We start from the raw sequence: 18,129 nt of genomic DNA on the forward strand, positions 1-18,129 counted from the left end.
GCACCCGGGCCCGGTCTACCGTGCTGGCGTGACGCCTTCTGCAGCCTCTTCCAGCCCCGGCGCTCCCGGACTCGACATTCCGGAAGTGGTCGTGGCGCCGGGGGACATCGCCACGACCACCGTGACCGTGCGCAACGACAGCGACATCGTCGAGGCGTACAGCCTGGAGATCGTCGGTGACTGCGCCGCCTGGACCACCGTGGAGCCCGCGCGGGTCTCCCTGTATCCGGGCACGTCCGAGACGGTGACGCTCCGCCTGGAGCCCCCGCGGTCCCCGGAGGTCCGGGCCGGCGAGGTACCCCTCGGGGTACGGGTGCTGCCGGCCGAGCACCCCGAGTCGGTGCGGGTGCTGGAGACCACCGTGCGCATCGGGGCGTTCCACGAGCTGCACAGCGAGCTGGCCCCGCGCAGGCGGCGCGGCTGGCTGCGCGGACGGTACCGGCTGGCGGTACGCAACCAGGGCAACACCCCCGTGCGGGTCGGCTTCACCGCCGGACAGGCGGGCGAGGAGCTGGCGTTCGCCTTCACCCCGGCGGAACACCCGCTGGAGCCCGGCGAGTCGGCGGAGATCGGCCTGCGGGTCCGCACCGGCAAGCCGGTGTGGTTCGGCGCCCCGGTGGTGTGGCCGTTCACCGTGGACGCCGCCGAGACCGGCGAGCAGGACGCGCCCGGGCAGGACGAGCCCGCCGTACGGACGCCGCTGGACGCCGAGTTCGTCCAGATCCCGATCTTCCCCAAGTGGCTGCTCGCCCTGCTCGCCGCGCTGCTCGCGCTGTTGCTGGCCTGGTTCATGCTGGTCCGCCCGGCGGTGCGCAGCGCCGCCAAGGAAGCGGCCACCGAGGCGGTCCAGCCGCGGCCCACGCCCGCCGGGGAACAGGGCGCGGACGGGCAGACCCCGGGCACCGCTCCCGGCACGGGTACGGGTACGGGCAAGGGGACGGCGCCCGGCGCCGGTTCGGGCAGCCAGGGCACGGGCGGTCCGGGCGGGGCGGGCGGCGACGGCACGGCGGTCGACGGCGGCACCGGGGTCGGCGGCGGACAGGTCTCGCAGACCATCGACGTCCAGTCGACCCGCGGCCAGACCAAGCCGGGCACGTATCCGGTGCCCGAGGACAACGTCTTCGAGGTCACGGACATCGTCATCGCCAACTTCCAGGGTGACGAGGGCCTGATGACGATCACCTTCGGGGACCGCAAGATCACCACCATCGCGCTGGAGACCTTCCGCAACCAGGACTACCACTGGGTGACCCCCATCAAGATCCCCGAGAACGACACCGTGACCGTCGAAGTGACCTGCGAGAAGCCCGGCACTCCGGCTACCGGGCGCCAGGCGCAGGGGTGCCACGAGGTCGTGAACGTGAGCGGGACACTCAGGCGTACCGCCCAGTAACTCCACCCGCATGCTCGGAGGCATTGTGGGCCGATATTGGGTGTATCTGCCAAGAGTTTGATCTTGGTGCGTCCGGAAACAGCCAGCATGGGACCGAAAACCGCCGCTCCGGGGACCGCGAAGCCGCCCCCGGAGCGGCGGTTTCGCCCTGCGCGGAGGGGTGTCCGGGAGCCGGGTGCCGGCCGCCCGGCACGGCGTCCGGCGAGCGGGGCGCCGGCCGTGCGAGACGGTGTCCGGGGAGGCCGGTGCCGGCCGGCGGGGCCGCGTACGGCAAATCTGTCGCGGCGGCACCACATACGCGTACGCGCCGCCGTTAGGGTTAGGGGCACCGGGGGCCACACGGCCGCCGCCCCCCGACCGAAGGTGCCATGCCCGCCGACCACCCGCCCGCCGGCCATCTGGACGACGACGACTACCCCGCCTACACGATGGGCCGCGCCGCCGACCTGCTCGGCACCACGCCCGCGTTCCTCAGGGCCGTCGGCGAGGCGGGGCTGATCACTCCCCTGCGCTCGGAGGGCGGCCACCGGCGGTACTCCCGCCGCCAGTTGCGCATCGCCGCCCGCGCCCGCGAACTGGTCGGCCAGGGCACCCCCGTCGAGGCCGCGTGCCGCATCATCGACCTCGAGGACCGGCTCGGCGAGGCGCTGCGGGACAACGAGGAACTGCGCCGCCGGCCGGACGGGCCCGGCACCGGCGACGGCCGCTGATCACGGCTGAGCACGACCGCATATCTGTCCCCGCCACTGGAGAATTGCCCGCAGCGCGCCGAAAGGTTTTCCGACGGAGCCGCTCCAGAATATCGCCCCACCAGGACCGGGAGACAAAAAAGCTGGGTGCGTCGGGCCGGGCCGTGTTATCGTGATAACAGTTGCAGTTTTGATTTCCCGGACTTTCCGGGCCCCTAAGGGGTGAATCATCGCGGCGACTCGGGATCCGCACAGTGCGGATCACGGCATGCCCCTAGGGAGATTCAATATGGCATCTGGCACCGTGAAGTGGTTCAACGCGGAAAAGGGCTTCGGCTTCATCGAGCAGGACGGCGGCGGCGCCGACGTGTTCGCGCACTACTCGAACATCGCCACCTCCGGCTTCCGCGAGCTTCAGGAAGGCCAGAAGGTTACCTTCGACGTCACGCAGGGCCAGAAGGGCCCGCAGGCCGAGAACATCGTTCCCGCCTGACGCTGACGCGTTCTACGAGGTCGGGGCCCGCGCTCTTGGGGTGCGGGCCCCGGTCCGTTTGCCCGGCGGACGCCGGGCCCCTTTACCCGCCGACCGGCCCCTTTCCGGCCTTTCCGGCTCTTTCTTCGGCTCATTCTTGTGAATTCTGCCGCGGTTGCGTACCGCCGAAAGGAATTCCTCGACACGTGCCGTGCACATCGAGGAGGTTCCTCATCATGAACCGCACCCGTCGTAGCCGTGGCGCCGCAGCCACCGGCGGCACCGGTCGCCGTACCGGCAACGACTCCGCTCCTTTCCGGTCCGCACGCAACACCACCCGCGCCAAGGGTTCCCAGGGACAGAACCAGGGAGCCCGCCGGGCACCCCGCGGTGAGTTCGCCCTGCCCGTCACCCTCACCGAGGCGCTGCCGCCGGTGGAGGACTTCGCCGACCTGGACCTGCCCGAGCCCCTGCGGGAGGCGCTGCGCGCCGAAGGCGTGACCGCGCCCTTCCCCATCCAGGCGGCGACGCTGCCGAACACGCTGGCCGGCCGGGACGTCCTGGGCCGCGGCCGCACCGGCTCGGGCAAGACCCTCGCCTTCGGACTCCCCCTGCTGGCCCGCCTGGCCGGACAGCGGGCCGAGCCCCGGCAGCCGCTCGCCCTGATCCTCGTACCCACCCGGGAACTGGCCCAGCAGGTCACCGAGGCCCTCGCCCCGTACGCGCGGGCACTGCGCCTGCGCTCGGTCACCGTGGTCGGCGGCATGTCGATCGGCCGCCAGACGTCCGCGCTGCGCGCCGGCGCCGAGATCGTCGTGGCGACCCCCGGACGCCTCAAGGACATCATCGACCGCGGCGGCTGCCGGCTGGACCGCGTGTCCGTCACCGTCCTCGACGAGGCCGACCAGATGACCGACATGGGCTTCCTGCCCCAGGTCACCGCCCTGCTCGACCAGGTCCGCCCGGACGGCCAGCGGCTGCTGTTCTCCGCCACCCTGGACCGCAACATCGACCTCCTGGTGCGCCGGTACCTGCACGACCCCGTCGTGCACTCGGTCGACCCGTCGGCGGGCGCGGTCACCACGATGGAACACCACCTGCTGCACGTCCACGACGACGACAAGCACACCGCCGCCACCGAGATCGCCGCCCGCGACGGCCGGGTGATCATGTTCCTGGACACCAAGCACGCGGCGGAGCGGCTGGCCAAGCACCTGCTGTCGGTCGGCGTACGGGCCTCGGCGCTGCACGGCGGCAAGTCCCAGCCGCAGCGCACCCGCACCCTCGCCCAGTTCAAGGACGGCCATGTCACGGCCCTGGTGGCCACCAACGTCGCCGCCCGCGGCCTGCACATCGACGACATCGACCTCGTGGTGAACGTCGACCCGCCCGCCGACCACAAGGACTACCTGCACCGCGGCGGCCGTACCGCCCGCGCCGGCAAGTCCGGCACGGTCGTCACCCTCGTGCTGCCGCACCAGCGGCGCGCGGTGGACCGCCTCATGAGCACCGCGGGCATCACCGCCCGCACCACCCGCGTGCGCCCGGGCGAGCCCGAGCTGAACCGGATCACCGGCGCCCGCACCCCCTCGGGCGTGCCCGTCACCGTCACCGTGCCGGCCGCCGAACGCCCCCAGCGCACCGGCGCCGCCGGGGCCGGCGGGCGTGGCCGGTCCCGGCGGGGCCGGGGAGCCCGGCGCGCGCCGTCCGGGCGTCCCGCCGCCGAGGGGAGCCGCTGACCCGCTCCGACCCCGTGACCGCCGGGCGGCACCCCGCCCCCGGCGGCCCCACCCCCACCCCGACCGCTCCGCTGGAGGCACCATGCGCTGTGTCATCGCCCGTTTCCCCTTCGACCTGACCAAGTCCGAGGTCGAGCAGTCGATGGAGGGCGTCTCCCCCGAGCCCGCCGTCGGCGTCTGCGTGACCGTCGGCAGCCGGGTCTACCCGGTCAAGCAGGTCGGGCAGGTCATCACCGGACAGGACCGCCGCGACTTCACGGCGGCCGAGGTGAGCCGGGCGCTGACCAGGCTCGGCTTCACCTGCCACGAGGCCGCGGCCCCCCGCCCGCCGGAGCACCGCGAGCCCTCGGCGCTGCCCTGGGCGGAGACCCCGCTGGCCTAGCGGCCCCACACCGGCGCCACGACGCAAACGGGCGGCCGCGAGGCCCGTCCGGGACGGGATCGTACGCATGGACAGGAACGGAAACCCGGCCGGGCACCACCCGCCGGCCGGGGCGCACACCTACCGGATGCCCCTTCCCCGGCTCACCCTGACCCCGGACGGCGGCCACGGCCCGCTGGACGGCGCCTGGTGGCCCCGCTGCGACGCGCTGGAACTGGAACTGCCGGCCCTGGCCGGCGCCCTGGCCGCGGGACTCGGCACGGTCGTCCACGTCACCGTGGACACCGCCGCCTGGCCCGACGTCCCGCACCGGGTGCCGGCCCCCGGCCACCTCATCCTGGTCTCCCTGTCGGCCGTCGACACCGAGGCGCACACCATCCTCCTGGACACCGGCACCGGCGAGCGGCGGGAACTGCTTGTCGTTCCGCCCGGCGAACCCGCCGACGCGGCACGCTGGCTGCTGACCACCGCCGCCGATCCCTGCAACGCCCTGTCCGCCCCGCACATGCTGGCGTTCGCCGACGCCACCTGGGAGCGGTGAGGCGCCCGGTACGCATCCCGGGAGCCGGGCCGGGTACCCGGCGGTCGCCGAAGCCCGGGCTCTGGCGCACAGAGCCGAAGCGACAGGAGTCGGAGGCCGGAAGACAATGCCTGCTCCGGCACGCACCACCACGGCCGACCCGCGGCAGCGCCGCCGTACCGCGGCCCGCTCCGCCCGCCCGCGGAGCCGGGTCCCCGAAACCGGCGACGAGGCCGATCTGCTCGGCCAGTACCTGAACCAGATCGCCGCGACCCCCCTGCTCGACGCCGAGGACGAGGTACGCCTCGGCGGACTCATCGACGCCGGCCAGTACGCCGCCGGGGAACTGGAGCGGGACGACGCGCACCGTCTCCCGGCGCACCGGCGTCAGGAGCTGGAGGCTGCCGTACGGGACGGCCGGCACGCCAAGGACCACATGATCCGGGCCAATCTGCGGCTCGTGGTGTCGATCGCCAAACGGCACGCCCACCGCGGGGTGCCCCTGCTGGACCTGATCCAGGAGGGCAACCTCGGGCTGATGCGGGCCGTGGAGAAGTTCGACCACACCAAGGGCTTCAAGTTCTCCACGTACGCCACCTGGTGGATCCGCCAGGCGATCGAGCGGGGCCTCGCCCAGCACGCCCGTACCGTCCGGCTGCCGATGCACGTCGTCGAGCAGCTGCAGAAGCTGGCGAAGGTCGAGCGGCAGCTCCAGCTGCGCATCGGCCACGAGCCGACGGACGACGAGGTCGCGCGGGAGAGCGGCCTCGCCGAGGACCGGGTCGCCTGGCTGCGCCGGGTCGGCCGGCAGACGATCAGCCTGGACACGCCCGTGGACGACACCGGCGAGACCGTGGTCGGCGACCTCATCCCGGCCACCGACGTCCTCCAGGCGCCCCAGGTCGCCGAGTACCGGGCGCTCGCCGAGGACCTCAGGGACGCGCTGGGCGTGCTGGCCCCGCGCGAGGCCATGATCCTCAGCCTGCGCTACGGCCTGCACGACGGGCACCCGCGCACCCTGCAACAGGTGGCCGAGCAGGTCGGCCTGACCCGGGAACGCGTCCGCCAGCTGGAGAAGGAATCACTCGGCCGGCTGCGGGCCCCCGAGACGGGCGAGCGCCTGCTCGACTGGGCGGGCTGACCGCACCCGCCCCCTGGTCCACGCGTCCGGGTCAGCCCGTGAAGAACGCCTTGTCGAGCGCGACGGCCCGCAGCAGCTCCAGGCCCAGCGCGGGCCGGGGCCGGGTCACCGGGCCGGCCTCGGCGTAGGAGTTCACCTCGCGGGCCACCACCCGCCGGCCGTCCGGGTACAGCACGTCGACCTGCCACACCTGGGCCGAGCCGCCCTTCTCCGACCGTCCCCGGACCGTCTTGACGCGGGTGCCGTCGCCCAGCGCCTCGGACCGGCAGTCACCGGCCACCCCGGCGCAGCCCATGTGCCCGGCCAGGGCGTCGGCCATGTCGTACTGCGCGTCGGCCTCGACCATGTTCCGGCCGTGGCCGTCGTCGTAGACCAGCTGGACCAGCCCGTCGTCGGCGTTCAGGTCGGAGACGGTGCCGCCGTGGGGCAGGTGGGACTTCAGCACCCGGGTCATGCGGTCGCCGGGTACCGCCTCGACGCCGGTGGCGGGGGCGCGCGGCGGGGTGGGCAGCGCGGCGAGCGCGCTGTCCCAGCGGGGGCTGCGCGCGATGGCGGACAGCTCGGCGAGGGACAGCAGCGGATCGGCCGTGCCGGACGCCTCCTTCTCCCCGCCGCCGGCGAACTCCTGCACCGTCACCTCGGCGCCGTCGGCGGCGGTCAGCACGGCGTACCAGCGCTTCTGGCCGGTGTCCCGGCTGGGGTAGGTGAACGACTTGACGGTGGTGAGCACGGATCCGCCGGGGAGCTTCTCGGTGGCGCACCGGTCGTAGGGGCGCACCTGCACCGGCAGACAGCCGCCCTGGCCCTGCTGGTCGGCGGGGACACCGGGGGTCGGCCGGGTGAGGGTCACGTCCAGGGCGGTGCTGCCCCGCGCGGTGGTGTAGGTGAGCTTGGCCATCGGCCAGACGATGTCGTCACCCGCGCTGCCGTCCCGGCCGGTGGCGGCGGAGACGGTGCCGCCGGGCGGGAGCAGTCCGGAGAGCGTGCGGACCATCTCCGCGCCGCTGGGCGGCGCGGGCTTCGGGGACGCCGGCTGCCCGGTGACACGGGCCTGGGTGCCGGTGCGCAGCCGCTCCGGGGTGCCGTCGCCGTGCCCGCCGAGCGGGACCGCGGCCAGCAGCCCGCCGCCCGCCGCGACCACGGCGGCGGCCGCGGCGGTGATACGGACGGCGGCGGCCAGCCGCTTGCGGCGGCCCCGGCCGACGGAGCGCCGCACCAGGTCGGCGGAGGGAGGCGGGAACTCGCCGGCCGTCCGGCGCAGCGCGCGGGCCAGCCCGGTCTCGAAGTCCTCGTCGCGGGACATGCTGGGTCTCCGTTCTTCACGTCGGCCGCGGCGCCGGGCGCCGGCGGGCCGCGCTCGTCAGGTGGTCAGGTCGGCCAGCTCGGTGCCGAGCACATCGCGCAGCCGCCGCAGGGCCCGGGTGCTCCGGGTGCGGACGACGCCCGGTGACAACCGCAGCGCCCGCGCGGTCTCCTCCACCGAGCGGTCCTCCCAGTAGCGCAGCACCAGCACCGCGCGATCCCGGGCCGTCAGCCGCGCCAGCCCGTCCAGCAGGGCCATCCGCAGCTCGGCGTCCGGCGCCGGTCCGGCCGTGTCGGGCATCCGGTCGCTGGGGCGCTCGGTGGAGCTGCGGCGCCGGCGCTGGGAGACGAAGGTGCGCACCAGCACGGTGTCGGCGTAGGCGACCGGGGACTGGGCGCGGTTGATCCGCCGCCACGAGCGGTACATCTTGGCGAGGGTCTCCTGGACCAGGTCCTCGGCGAGGTGCCAGTCGCCGGTGAGCAGGCAGGCCGTCCGGAACAGCGGCCCGCTGCGGGCGACGGCGAACTCCAGGTAGTCCGCGGGTGCTTCCCTCACCGTGTGTCCTCTCGTGGCCGGCTTCGTCTCTTACACGCGGTGGGGGTGCGCTCGCGTTACACCCGGGACGGAACCGGTTCCGCCACCGCCTTCCCGGGCCCCTCCCGGCAAGGTTCGCCGTGCGGTGCGCTGCTGCGTCCGGGTGTATCGCTCACCCGGACGGCCGTACATCGGCCGCTCGGGGACCCCCCGGGGCGCGTCGAGGCGGTGAGGATGGCGGGTGGACCGCCGTCACGGCACGGGCGGACGCGAGCATCGGGAGACGGACGACTTGTGAGCATCCTGAACGAACCCCAGGGCGGTGGCGCGGCGGCCGAGGACTCGTACGAGAACGAGCTGCCGGTCCGGCGCAAGCAGCCCGGCAATGTCGTGGTGAAGTGGCTGACGACCACCGACCACAAGACGATCGGCACCCTGTATCTGACGACGTCGTTCGCGTTCTTCCTGGTCGGCGGGGTGATGGCGCTGCTCATGCGCGCCGAGCTGGCCCGTCCGGGCCTGCAGATCATCTCCAACGAACAGTTCAACCAGATGTTCACGATGCACGGCACCGTGATGCTGCTGATGTTCGCCACCCCGCTGTTCGCCGGGTTCACCAACTGGATCATGCCGCTGCAGATCGGCGCGCCCGACGTCGCCTTCCCCCGGCTGAACATGTTCGCCTACTGGCTGTACCTGTTCGGCTCGCTCATCGCCGTCGGCGGCTTCCTCACCGCGAACGGCGCGGCCGACTTCGGCTGGTTCGCCTACACCCCGCTGTCGGACGCCACCCGCACCCCCGGGCTCGGCGGCAACCTGTGGATCCTGGGCCTGGCCTTCTCCGGTTTCGGCACGATCCTCGGCGCCGTCAACTTCATCACCACGATCATCTGCATGCGCGCCCCCGGCATGACCATGTTCCGGATGCCGATCTTCACCTGGAACGTGCTGCTGACCGGTGTGCTGGTCCTGCTGGCCTTCCCGGTGCTGGCCGCCGCCCTGTTCGCGCTGGCGGCCGACCGCATCTTCGGCGCCCACGTCTACGACCCGGCCAACGGCGGGCCCCTGCTGTGGCAGCACCTGTTCTGGTTCTTCGGGCATCCCGAGGTGTACATCATCGCCCTGCCGTTCTTCGGGATCGTCACCGAGGTCATCCCGGTCTTCGCCCGCAAGCCGATCTTCGGCTACATGGGCCTGGTCGCCGCGACGATCGCGATCGCCGGTCTGTCCGTCACGGTGTGGGCCCACCACATGTACGTCACCGGCGGGGTGCTGCTGCCGTTCTTCTCCTTCATGACCTTCCTGATCGCCGTGCCGACCGGGGTGAAGTTCTTCAACTGGATCGGCACGATGTGGAAGGGCAGCCTCTCCTTCGAGACACCGATGCTGTGGGCGGCCGGCTTCCTCGTGACGTTCCTCTTCGGCGGGCTGACCGGCGTCATCCTCGCCTCGCCGCCCATGGACTTCCACGTCTCCGACACGTACTTCGTCGTCGCCCACTTCCACTACGTCGTCTTCGGCACGGTCGTCTTCGCGATGTTCGCCGGATTCCACTTCTGGTGGCCCAAGTTCACCGGGAAGATGCTCGACGAACGCCTCGGCAAGATCACCTTCTGGACCCTGTTCGTCGGCTTCCACGGCACCTTCCTGGTCCAGCACTGGCTGGGCGCCGAGGGCATGCCGCGCCGGTACCCCGACTACCTGGCCTCCGACGGCTTCACCGCGCTGAACACCCTGTCCTCCATCAGCTCCTTCCTGCTGGGCCTGTCGATGCTGCCGTTCCTCTACAACGTGTGGAAGACCGCGAGGTTCGGCACCCCGGTCGGCGTGGACGACCCGTGGGGCTACGGCCGCTCCCTGGAGTGGGCCACCTCCTGCCCGCCGCCCCGGCACAACTTCGTCACCCTGCCCCGTATCCGCAGCGAGTCCCCGGCCTTCGACCTGCACCACCCGGACATCGCGGCGCGGGAGCAGGAGGGCTACGAGATCGCCACCGGCGACCGGCCCCGCGGATGAGCGGCCTGCGCAAGCGGGGGACCGGAGCGGGCGGCGACCTCGGCAACGAGGTCGAGGGCTACCTGCTGTGGCAGGCCCGGGTCGCGGAGGCGGAGCGGCGCGCCCGCGAGTTCACCGGCCCCCTGGACTGGCTGACGACGGCCCAGCGCGAGGAGATCGAGCGGCAGTACACCGCCGACAGCCTGCGCCGGGCCCGCGCCGACCTCGAGCGCGTCGCCGCCCGGTGCGTGTCCCTGCGGGCCGAGTACGAGCACCGCTACCGGCAACTGCGGCAGCGCTGCCTGGCCGTGGTGCTCGCGGTGTGCGCGGGCTGCACCGCGCTGACCGCGCTGATGCTCGCCCTGTGACCCCCGCCGCGCCCCGGCCGCCTCACCGCCCGTCGCCGCCGTGCCGGGTCGCGCTGTGGGCCAGCCACTCGGACCAGGTGAGGTTCCAGTCGCCGTAGCCGTTGCCGGGCTCGACCGTGTCCTTGGAGCCGGTGACGCGGATGACATCACCGGGGATCACCCGCCGGTAGAAGCGTTCGGCGGTGCCGTCGGTGGCGAGGCCGACACAGCCGTGGGTGACGTTGTCCCGGCCGGCGTAGGTGTCGGCGTTGGGGTTCTGGTGGACGTAGGTGCCGGACGTGGTGGTGTGCACGGCCCAGGCGTAGTAGCCGTGGTAGGCGTCGCCGAGGCCGACGGTCCGGGAGTCCATGTAGACCTTGGGCTGCTTGTCCATCACGACCATCGTCCCGTTCCAGGTGTCCAGGCCGGGGCGGCCTGCGGTGACCGGGATCCGGGTGTCGGGCCTGCCGTCCTCCGTGACGGTCATCGTGTGGGTGCGCACGTCGACGGTCGCGGTCAGGGAACGGCCGATGGAGAAGTGCCGTACGGCGTGGCTGCCGACGCGCAGGGTGACGCGGGTGCCGGGCTTCCAGTAGGCGGGCGGGCGGTAGTCGACGCGCTGCCCGTCGAGCAGGTTGCGGTCCTTGACCCAGCTCCAGGCGCCCGTGACGGCGGGCCGGGCGCCGACGCCGAGCCAGTGCTCGACCGCGGCCCGCTCGGCGCGCGGCACCGGGCGCGGGAAGGTGACGGATATCGGCATGCCCACCCCCACGGTGGCCCCCTCGCCGACGTTGACCTGCGCGCCGGCGAGCGCGGCCGGCTCGGGGACGGCGGGCGCGGCGGGGCGGGGCGCGGCGGAGGTGCGGGCGGCGGCCGGCTCGGCCGCGGCCGTGGAGGCGGTGGAGGCGGTGGCCGCGCAGCCGGTCGCCGCCAGCAGCAGCGCGCAGGCCGCCGCGAGGGCCCCGGCGACGGCTTTCGAACGGCGTGGGCGGGCTGACGGGGCGTGCGGGATACGTGAGCGATGCGCGTGCGTGGACACGGAAGTTCCCCCCTGGGATGCGTGCGGACATGGTCTGTACGCACGGCCCGGCGCCCCGGTTGCATCGGGACGCGGAGGAATTCCCGGCCCCGCACGCGCCGTAGGATCGCCTCTTCGGACGGGGAGCGCGGGGGGCCGGGGATGACGGAGGAGGAGTTCGACGCCTTCTACACGGCTGCCTTCCCCCGTCTGGTCGGGCAGCTCTACGCCTTCACCGGAGACCACGCCGAGGCACAGGACGTCGTGCAGGAGGCGTTCGTACGGGCCTGGGACCGGCGGATGTCCTTCGACGCGGCCGAGGCACCGGAGGCGTGGATCCGCACGGTGGCCACCCGGCTCGCGGTCAGCCGGTTCCGGCGCGCCCGGCGCTGGCTGGAACTCGTCCGCAAGGACACCCCACGGGAGCAGGTCCCGGGACCCGGACCGGAACACGTCGCGCTGGTCGCCGCGCTGCGCGCCCTGCCTCCGGCGCAGCGGCTGGCCGTGGTCCTGCACCACGTGTGCGATCTGAGCGTGGAACAGATCGCCGCGGAGACCGGCGCGCCCGCCGGTACGGTCAAGGCGCGGCTGGCTCGGGGCCGCGCCGCGCTCGCCCGTCATCTGTCGCCCGAGGAGGCCGAGACCATGACCGGGACGAAGGAGGCCACGCATGCCCCATGACCCGACGGGCCCGGCCGCGCCCGGGGAGAACGCCGACCGGCTGACGCACGCCCTGCGCGAGGTCGCCGAGCAGGGCAGGCGCCCCGCACCCGGCCCGGGCGCCGCCGTGCGCCGCCGGGCCGTGCTGCGCCGCCGTACCCGCCGGGCCGGGCTGGTGTCGGCAGGCCTCGTCGTCGCGGGCGCGGCCGTCCTCACCGCCACGACCTTGCTGGACGGCGCCGAACGCCCCGCGCCGCCCGCCGCGACCGCCTCCACCACCGCCCCGGCACCGCCCCCGTCCCCCGACGGCGACACCCCCGTCGACGACATCCGGATCGACCTGTCCACCCTGGAACTGCGGGCCGGGGGACGGACGTTCCCCCTCTCCGCCCCCGGTATGAACCGGCCGTTCCGCGGAGACGCGGTCACCCGGGTCACCGAACGCCTGCGGCACGCCCGGTTCAGCGTCTCGCCCACGGGCGAGATCGAGCGGCACGACTGGGTGCTGGCCTTCAGCGGACCCGAGCGGGAACCGCACTACCTCTACGGCGCCGACCCCGCCACCGACGTCCCCGGCCGCCGCCCGTCCACCCTGAGCGTGATCGGCCTGCGCACCCCCGACGCCCGCTGGCTGTACGAGCACACGCCCGTCGGCACCCGCATCACGATCACCGGGACCGGTACCTAGGGGGTGGTGCCTACTCCTCGGGGCGGGTGCGGGTCGGGGTGGAGCGGCCCGGTGGGGGGAGTTGGGACAGCTCGGTGCGGGTGAGCAGGACGTCGCCGATGAAGAGGTCGTAGAGCAGGATGCCGAGCGCGCCGCCGATCAGCGGGCCGACGATCGGGATCCACCAGTAGCCGCTGAAGACGCCGGACACGCTTCCCGGGAACGCCAGGCTGCCCCAGCCCGCCGCGTAGGTGAACAGGCGGGGGCCGAAGTCGCGGGCCGGGTTGATGGCGTAGCCCGCGTTCGCGCCGTAGGACACGCCGATGGCGGCGACGACGAGGCCGACGACCAGGGGGCCGAGGTTGGCCTGCACGGCCTGGTTGCGCAGGTCGATGACGGCGGCGATCAGCATCAGCAGGAACGCCGTGCCCACGATCTGGTCGATCAGCGGACCCCAGACGCCGCCGTGGAAGTAGGGGGCCGGGAAGGTGGCGAAGATGGAGAAGGTGGTGTTGGTGTGGCCGTTCACCTTCGGTCCGGTCACGGTGCGGTCGAAGGTGTCGATCGCGTCGTGGTAGACGAGGTAGACCAGCGCCGCGCCGGTGAGGGCGCCCACGACCTGCGCGAACCAGTACGGCAGCACCTTGGCCCAGGAGAAGCCCCGGCGCAGGGCCATGGCCAGGGTCACCGCCGGGTTGAGGTGGGCGCCGCTGATGCCGCCGGCGACGTAGACGCCGAACATGACGGCGAAGGCCCAGCCCCAGGCGATGAGCAGCCAGTCGCCGGCCGCCAGGAAGATCGTGGTGGTGGTGGCGGCCCGGCCGGAACCGGGCAGCGCGGCGACCGCCATCGCGACCACGCCGCAGCCGAAGGAGATGAGGACGAAGGTCCCGAAGAACTCCGCCATGCACTCGCCCAGCAGACCGCCCCGGCTTCTGAGCCGGGACGTCTTGACGAGCGGAGGGATGTCCACAGCCATGGAGGCCCCCTTAGAAGGAGCAATGCGGCCAATGTCACCATATTGGCTCACAACGTCACTCCCCGCAGGGTGAACGTCCCCGACCACCCGCAAGGGGGACCCGTAGGGGCGGGTGCGGCGGTCTCAGCCGCCCGTCTGCCGGACCACCGACGCCGGTGCCTGCGGGGTGTCGGCGGCGCCGGCCGGGCCCACGTTGGCCGCCAGCAGCAGACCGGACGCGGCGATCACGGCCGCGGCGACGCCCCGGGCGGCGGAGCCCCGTCCGTCCGGACGGACGCGGGGGCGGGTGCGGGTGTGGGATGCGTAGGGTGCGGATGTACGTCCGGACACGGCGACCTCGCAACACAACAGCGGAGTGTCAAGCATGCTTAATCCGCCGTTTAACCTAGGTGCTGTCGCCGCCCAACGGCAAGGGCGGCAGGGGGAGTTGGGGGGCGCGGCAGCATGCTGGAGCGGGACGAACCGGAGGTCGTCGGACGGCGGGTGCAGCGGCTGCGCGCCCAGCGGGGGCTGACCCAGCGGCAGCTGGCGGAACCGGCGTACACCCCCGCCTACATCTCCACCCTGGAGGCGGGCCGGGTCCGGGCCTCGGACGAGGCACTCAGGCACATCGCGGACCGGCTCGGGGTCACCTTCGAGGAGCTGGCCACCGGCCGCCCCGCCCACCTCGCCACCGGCCTCAGGCTGCGGCTCACCGAGGCCCAGCGGCTCCTCGCCGACGGCCGGGCCGAGGAGGCCGCCGCCCAGTACGGCCTGGTGCGCGCCGAGGCGGAGGCGCACGGCCTCGGCCCCGAACAGGCCGCCGCGCTGCTCGGCCTCGGCGAATGCGCCCTGGAGACCGGCGCGCTGAGCGAGGCACGGGACCGCTTCGAGCGGGCCGAGGAGCAACTGGCCGACCAGGCCCTGCCGATGCGGGTGCCCGCGGTGCGCGGCCGGGCCGTCGCCCACTACCTCGCGGGCGAACTCCGGTACGCCGTCTACCTCCTGGAGACCACGCTCGACGAGCTGAACCGCGGCGGACTGCACGACCCGGACGCGCTGCTGCTGCTCTACGCCAGCGTCATCGGCCCGTACATGGACATGGGCGCCCACGCCCGCGCCGCCCAGGCCGCCGAGTTCGCCCTGGCGCTCGCCCCGCGGGCCGGCGACCCCGCGCTGATCGCCCGGATGCACCGCTCGGTCGCCCGTACCCTGCTCGCCGAGGGCCGTATCGCCGAGGCCGACGCCTCCCTGGCCAAGGCGGCCGAGCTGTACGCCCAGCTGCGGCTGCGCACCGAGCTGGCCAACTGCCACTGGATGCGCGGCTACGTCTACGCGCAGAACGGCGAACTGGACCGGGCGGAACAGGAGTTGCGCCAGGCGCACAGCATGCTCGCCCGGACCCGGGCCGCCCTGTACCGCAGCCAGGCCGCCGTCGAACTCGCCGACGTACTGCACCGCCGGGGCCGCTCCGAGGAGGCCGCCGAGCTGCTGGAGGGGGTCCTCGGGGACTTCTCCTCCGAGCGCGGCGCCGTGCACGCCGCCGCCGCGCACCGCCTGCTCGGCATCATCGCCGAGGACGCCCGGGACACCGAGGCCGCCGAGGAGCACTACGTCCGCGCCCTCAGCCTCCTGGAACGCGCGGGCGCCGCCGGGGACCTCGCCGACCTGTGCCGGCTGCTGGGCGACCTGCTGCGCCGCACCGGCCGGACCGAGGCCGCCCTGGACGCCTACCGCACCGGCCTCGGCCACCGCACCGCCCCCGGCACCACCACCCTGGGCCCGGCCCCGGCCCAGCCCCCGCTGTGGCCCGTACCCCCGTCCCCGGGCCGTCCCCCGCTGTGACCCTCACACCTCCGCCCGGCCCTGCCGGCGGATGTCCGCCAGCCGGAGGGCGCCGATCTGGACGGCGGCCTGGGTCGCCTCGTTCGGTACGTCGCCCAGGCCGCCGTTGGTGAGCGCGAAGGCGTCCTCGCCGACCCGGACGGCGGCCACGTCCATCGTGAGCAGGAACCGCTGCCCGCCCTCATCGAAGGCGGCACAGGTGACGCGCAGCCCCTGGCGCGCGTCCCCGACCTCCGGCAGCGGGGCGTCCCGCACCTGCACGTCCTCCAGCAGCCCCAGCTGTGTGGTGGCCGTGAACCGGGCGCAGCGCACCGGCATCTCCCGCAGCCAGGCCAGCATGGCGTCGACGTCCGCCGGGCGGCGGGCACCGATCTGGAACCGGAGCTGGGCCTCGGTGTCGGCGTCGTCCAGGCCGACGGCGACGCGCGCCGGGGCGCCGAGGAGTTCGTCGCTGTAGAGGGCGTCGAGCAGCCGCTGGCACTCCCCGGCCGCCGTGCGGCTCTTGAGCAGCCCGTCCCGCCAGGTGGCTGCGCCGCGCGTGGCGGTCCAGGGGGCGCCGAGGTCGGTCTGGGTGATCAGCGCGGCCTGCGCCTGCTCGTCGCTGAGCGTGGAGCCGTCGGCCCGCCGGGGCGCCGTGGACCCCGGGGCCGGCCGGTCGAGCGTGGGCAGCGGGTGCGGGGCGCTCGCCGGGTGGTTCAGCCCGAGGGCCGCGCAGCCGCCGCCGAGCAGCAGGCCGGTGGCGAGGAGGGGGAGCGCGACGGCACGGGGGAGGCGGGGGACGCGCGGGGATATCGCGGGGGACATCGGTGCCTCCTGGACTGCGTGCGGCCGGGGTGCCTGGTCTCACGGCACCACCGGGCCGGGCGCCCCACCAGCGCTCGGAGCCGTACGGGTGAGGGCGTACGGCCGGTGCGCTTCGGGGCGCCGGGGGGAAGGCCGGCGTGCGCTGGGCGCCGGGGGAAATTCCGTGGAGCGGGCCGTACCGCCCCTGTTACCGTCCCGTCCATGCAGCGCGCCCCGCAGTGCCCGTCGAGCACGACGACGCCGGAGACCGTCCCGGCGCGCTGACACCTGAGCAGCATCCGAGCCCCGGGGCGCACGCCCCGGGGCTCCGGCGTGTCCCGGGCCGTCCGCCCCCGTCCACCCCGACGGAAGGACCCCCATGAACCACCAGCCCGGCCACCACGACCACCGTGACGAGTGCGGCCGGCCCGACCGCCCCGACCACCGCCGGCTCGGCCGCGAGCTCGGCCTCTTCGGCACCGACCCGCTGATGGGCGCCGGACTGCCGTACTGGCTGCCCGACGGCGCGGCCGTCCGGCACGCCCTGGAGGAGTACATCCGGGAGGCCGAACGCCGGGCCGGCTACCGGCACGTGTACTCGCCCGTGCTCGGCAAACGGGAGCTGTACGAGATCTCCGGGCACTGGGACCACTACCGCGACGACATGTACCCGCCGATGCGGCTCGGCGGCGAGGAGGCCGTGCTGCGGCCCAGCCTCTGCCCGCACCACGCGCTGATCTACCGCTCCCGCGCCCGCAGCCACCGGGAGCTGCCGCTGCGCATCGCCGAGCTGGGCACCATGCACCGCGCCGAACTGTCCGGCGTGCTCGGCGGCCTGACCCGGGTGCGCGCCATCCACCTCAACGACGCCCATGTCTTCTGCACCCTGGACCAGGCGGTGGCCGAGGCCCGCGCCGCCCTGGAGCTGATCGGCCGCGCCTACGCCGACCTCGGCATCAAGGCCGTGCGCCACCGCCTCTCCCTGCCCGGCGCGGGCGGCAAGTACGTCGCCGACCCCGGGCTGTGGCGGCGGGCCACCGCACTGCTGCGGCAGGTCCTGGCCGAGACCGGGGTGGCGTACGAGGAGGCGCCGGGCGAGGCCGCGTTCTACGGCCCGAAGATCGACGTACAGATCGCCGACCCGGCGGGCCGCGAGTCCACCTTGTCCACCGTGCAGATCGACTTCCACCAGCCCGCCCGCTTCGGCCTGCGCTACACCGGCCCCGACGGCGCCCGGCACCGGCCGGTGATGGTGCACCGCAGCGTCATCGGCAGCGTGGAGCGGGCCGTCGCGCACCTCGTCGAAACCCATGCCGGGGCCTTCCCGGCCTGGCTGGCACCGGTCCAGCTGGTCGTCCTGCCGGTGGCCGAGGAGCAGCTGGAGCAGGCGGAGCGGCTGGTCCGGGAGGCCGTCGCGCTCGGTCTGCGCGCCGAACTGGCCGGGCCCGGCCAGGGCACCCTCGGGGCCAGGATCCGGGCCGCGCGGCTGGTGCCGTACCAGGCGGTGATCGGCGCCCGGGAGGCCGGCGCCGGGCTGGCCGCCGTACGGCTGCGGGACGGACGGCGACCGGGCGCGCTGCCGGTGCCGGAACTGCTGCGCCGGATCACCGCGCGGGTGGCGGCCCACTCCACCGTGCTCTGGGACGAGGACCCGCTGATCTAAGGTCGGCTGGACGGAAGGAG

19 protein-coding genes are annotated in these 18,129 nt (G+C 74.0%); 13 read left to right on the forward strand and 6 right to left on the reverse strand.

From position 1 onward, the window contains the following. The first annotated feature begins 28 nt into the window (after window positions 1-28). The 7 genes from IE251_RS10575 (at window position 29) to IE251_RS10605 (ending at window position 6,336) form a co-directional block, all read left to right on the forward strand. Window positions 29-1,393 carry a COG1470 family protein gene (locus IE251_RS10575; protein ID WP_229896688.1) on the forward strand — a complete coding sequence of 455 codons (1,365 nt, stop codon included), beginning with the start codon at window positions 29-31 and terminating at the stop codon, window positions 1,391-1,393. A gap of 368 nt (window positions 1,394-1,761) precedes the next feature. Then, window positions 1,762-2,103, forward strand: a complete 342-nt coding sequence (locus tag IE251_RS10580) for a MerR family transcriptional regulator (RefSeq protein WP_189752651.1) — start codon at window positions 1,762-1,764, stop codon at window positions 2,101-2,103. A 268-nt stretch (window positions 2,104-2,371) separates the two neighbouring features. Then, on the forward strand, window positions 2,372-2,575 hold the full coding sequence (locus IE251_RS10585) for a cold-shock protein (protein ID WP_007383480.1): 204 nt from the start codon (window positions 2,372-2,374) through the stop codon (window positions 2,573-2,575). 215 nt (window positions 2,576-2,790) lie between these two features. Further along, window positions 2,791-4,293 (forward strand): DEAD/DEAH box helicase, encoded by a 1,503-nt coding sequence (locus IE251_RS10590; protein WP_189752652.1) that lies wholly within the window; start codon window positions 2,791-2,793, stop codon window positions 4,291-4,293. Window positions 4,294-4,375: 82 nt separating this feature from the next. After that, window positions 4,376-4,675 (forward strand): SCO5918 family protein, encoded by a 300-nt coding sequence (locus IE251_RS10595; RefSeq protein WP_189752653.1) that lies wholly within the window; start codon window positions 4,376-4,378, stop codon window positions 4,673-4,675. A gap of 67 nt (window positions 4,676-4,742) precedes the next feature. Next, on the forward strand, window positions 4,743-5,216 hold the full coding sequence (locus IE251_RS10600; protein ID WP_229896689.1) for a DUF5994 family protein: 474 nt from the start codon (window positions 4,743-4,745) through the stop codon (window positions 5,214-5,216). A gap of 106 nt (window positions 5,217-5,322) precedes the next feature. Next, window positions 5,323-6,336 carry a sigma-70 family RNA polymerase sigma factor gene (locus IE251_RS10605; protein WP_189752654.1) on the forward strand — a complete coding sequence of 338 codons (1,014 nt, stop codon included), beginning with the start codon at window positions 5,323-5,325 and terminating at the stop codon, window positions 6,334-6,336. Between the two features lie 31 nt (window positions 6,337-6,367). On the opposite strand, the gene IE251_RS10610 is transcribed toward IE251_RS10605, so the two are convergent. After that, window positions 6,368-7,639 carry a hypothetical protein gene (locus IE251_RS10610; RefSeq protein WP_189752655.1) on the reverse strand — a complete coding sequence of 424 codons (1,272 nt, stop codon included), beginning with the start codon at window positions 7,637-7,639 and terminating at the stop codon, window positions 6,368-6,370. A gap of 57 nt (window positions 7,640-7,696) precedes the next feature. Continuing rightward, window positions 7,697-8,194 carry a SigE family RNA polymerase sigma factor gene (locus IE251_RS10615; RefSeq protein WP_189752656.1) on the reverse strand — a complete coding sequence of 166 codons (498 nt, stop codon included), beginning with the start codon at window positions 8,192-8,194 and terminating at the stop codon, window positions 7,697-7,699. 273 nt (window positions 8,195-8,467) lie between these two features. Between IE251_RS10615 and ctaD the strand changes: the two genes are divergently transcribed. Both ctaD and IE251_RS10625 read left to right on the forward strand, forming a co-directional pair. Further along, entirely contained in the window at window positions 8,468-10,189 is a 1,722-nt protein-coding gene (ctaD, locus tag IE251_RS10620; protein ID WP_189752657.1) for an aa3-type cytochrome oxidase subunit I, read from the forward strand. Continuing rightward, window positions 10,186-10,536, forward strand: coding sequence for a cytochrome C oxidase subunit I (locus IE251_RS10625; RefSeq protein WP_189752658.1), 351 nt, complete (start codon window positions 10,186-10,188; stop codon window positions 10,534-10,536). Before ctaD ends, IE251_RS10625 begins: the two co-directional genes overlap by 4 nt. Window positions 10,537-10,558: 22 nt before the next feature. On the opposite strand, the gene IE251_RS10630 is transcribed toward IE251_RS10625, so the two are convergent. After that, on the reverse strand, window positions 10,559-11,554 hold the full coding sequence (locus tag IE251_RS10630; RefSeq protein WP_229896690.1) for a L,D-transpeptidase: 996 nt from the start codon (window positions 11,552-11,554) through the stop codon (window positions 10,559-10,561). A gap of 141 nt (window positions 11,555-11,695) precedes the next feature. On the opposite strand from IE251_RS10630, the gene IE251_RS10635 reads away from it, so the two are divergent. Together IE251_RS10635 and IE251_RS10640 are read left to right on the forward strand one after the other, a co-directional pair. Beyond that, window positions 11,696-12,214 carry a SigE family RNA polymerase sigma factor gene (locus tag IE251_RS10635; RefSeq protein ID WP_189752659.1) on the forward strand — a complete coding sequence of 173 codons (519 nt, stop codon included), beginning with the start codon at window positions 11,696-11,698 and terminating at the stop codon, window positions 12,212-12,214. Then, the gene (locus IE251_RS10640; protein WP_189752660.1) at window positions 12,204-12,881 is read left to right on the forward strand and encodes a hypothetical protein; all 678 of its coding nucleotides are present in this window, start codon (window positions 12,204-12,206) and stop codon (window positions 12,879-12,881) included. The genes IE251_RS10635 and IE251_RS10640 overlap by 11 nt, the downstream gene beginning before the upstream one ends. Before the next feature lie 10 nt (window positions 12,882-12,891). Here IE251_RS10640 and IE251_RS10645 read toward each other — a convergent pair whose 3' ends face one another. Together IE251_RS10645 and IE251_RS10650 are read right to left on the reverse strand one after the other, a co-directional pair. Next, a complete protein-coding gene (locus IE251_RS10645; RefSeq protein ID WP_189752661.1) occupies window positions 12,892-13,839 on the reverse strand; it encodes an MIP/aquaporin family protein in 948 nt (315 codons plus the stop codon). A 123-nt stretch (window positions 13,840-13,962) separates the two neighbouring features. After that, complete coding sequence (locus IE251_RS10650; protein ID WP_189752662.1) at window positions 13,963-14,169, reverse strand: hypothetical protein; 207 nt, start codon at window positions 14,167-14,169, stop codon at window positions 13,963-13,965. A gap of 114 nt (window positions 14,170-14,283) precedes the next feature. Here IE251_RS10650 and IE251_RS10655 point away from each other — a divergent pair, with 114 nt between their 5' ends. Then, window positions 14,284-15,663, forward strand: coding sequence for a tetratricopeptide repeat protein (locus IE251_RS10655; RefSeq protein ID WP_189752663.1), 1,380 nt, complete (start codon window positions 14,284-14,286; stop codon window positions 15,661-15,663). Between the two features lie 3 nt (window positions 15,664-15,666). On the opposite strand, the gene IE251_RS10660 is transcribed toward IE251_RS10655, so the two are convergent. Further along, the gene (locus IE251_RS10660; RefSeq protein WP_229896691.1) at window positions 15,667-16,467 is read right to left on the reverse strand and encodes a hypothetical protein; all 801 of its coding nucleotides are present in this window, start codon (window positions 16,465-16,467) and stop codon (window positions 15,667-15,669) included. A 358-nt stretch (window positions 16,468-16,825) separates the two neighbouring features. Between IE251_RS10660 and thrS the strand changes: the two genes are divergently transcribed. Beyond that, window positions 16,826-18,109 carry a threonine--tRNA ligase gene (thrS, locus tag IE251_RS10665; protein WP_189752664.1) on the forward strand — a complete coding sequence of 428 codons (1,284 nt, stop codon included), beginning with the start codon at window positions 16,826-16,828 and terminating at the stop codon, window positions 18,107-18,109. The last annotated feature ends 20 nt before the right edge of the window (window positions 18,110-18,129 follow it).

The sequence above is a fragment of the Streptomyces eurythermus genome (genome assembly GCF_014649115.1).
Lineage (GTDB): Bacteria > Actinomycetota > Actinomycetes > Streptomycetales > Streptomycetaceae > Streptomyces > Streptomyces eurythermus.